Origin of the sequence: Chromobacterium aquaticum (assembly GCF_021129195.1) — a bacterium.
Taxonomy (GTDB): Bacteria; Pseudomonadota; Gammaproteobacteria; order Burkholderiales; family Chromobacteriaceae; genus Chromobacterium; species Chromobacterium aquaticum.
The window spans coordinates 1-988 of sequence record NZ_JAJOHW010000308.1; the positions used below are offsets into that span (position 1 = coordinate 1).

Sequence of the window (988 nt, forward strand, 5' to 3'; positions counted from 1 at the left end):
CCCTCCATCCGCCCCGGCGCGCTGCCGCGCGCCTGCGGCTTCGGCGCCGACGAAGCGCTGCTGCCGGCCGAGGACGGCGTGCATCCGGCGCACGCGCTGCTGGCGGAATACTTCGCCTGCCCGGAAAAGTTCGCCTTCTTCGACCTGCCGCTCAGCCTGCCGCGCCAAGCGGAGCGGCAGCTGGAAATCGTCATCGCCTTCGAACGCGCGCCGGCCGGCCGCCTGGGCATCCAGCACGGCGACATCGCGCTGGGCTGCGCGCCGGTGATCAATCTGTTTCCGCACACCTCGGAGCCGCTGCGCCCGGACGGCAGCCGCAGCGAATACCTGCTGGTGGCCGACGCCCACCGCGACCACAGCGTGGAAATCCACTCCATCCGCCAGCTGCGCGCCGCCGGGCCGGACGGCGCGCGCCGCATCGCCCCCTACTTCGCCTGCAGCCACGGCGAGGGCGGCGATGGCCGCTACTGGCACGCGCGCCGCGTGCGCGGCCTCAACCGGCTGCGCCCCGGCAGCGACATGCTGCTGACCCTGGTGGACGCCGATTTCGACCCGCTGGCCGCCAGCGAACTCAGCCTCACCGCCGAGCTGCTATGCACCAACCGCCACCTGGCCGAGCAACTGCCGGCCGGCGCGCCGCTGATGTTCGAACTGCCCGGCCCGGTGGGCCAGGCGCGGCTGCTGCGCCCGCCGCGGCCGCAAACCGAAGCCGCGCTGGACGGCGCCTCGCGCTGGAAACTGGTGTCCCAGCTCAGCCTCAACCACCTGTCGCTGAGCGAAGGCCCACAGGCGCTGGCCGCGCTACGCGAAATGCTGGCGCTGCACAATCTGGGCGAACAGCCGGCCGCGCGCCGCCAGATCGAAGGCATAACCGCGCTCGGCAGCGAACGCATCGTCGACCACGTCGGCGCCGACGCCTGGCGCGGCTGGCGCAACGGCCTGTTGCTGACGCTGGAGCTGGACCCGGCCTGCTTCGCCGGCGGCAGCC

1 protein-coding gene is annotated in these 988 nt (G+C 73.3%); it reads left to right on the forward strand.

Annotated features, from left to right (window positions below; genetic code table 11):
* The coding region (gene tssF / locus LQT98_RS23975) for a type VI secretion system baseplate subunit TssF (RefSeq protein ID WP_231465778.1) at positions 1-988 on the forward strand (988 nt) is incomplete at both ends.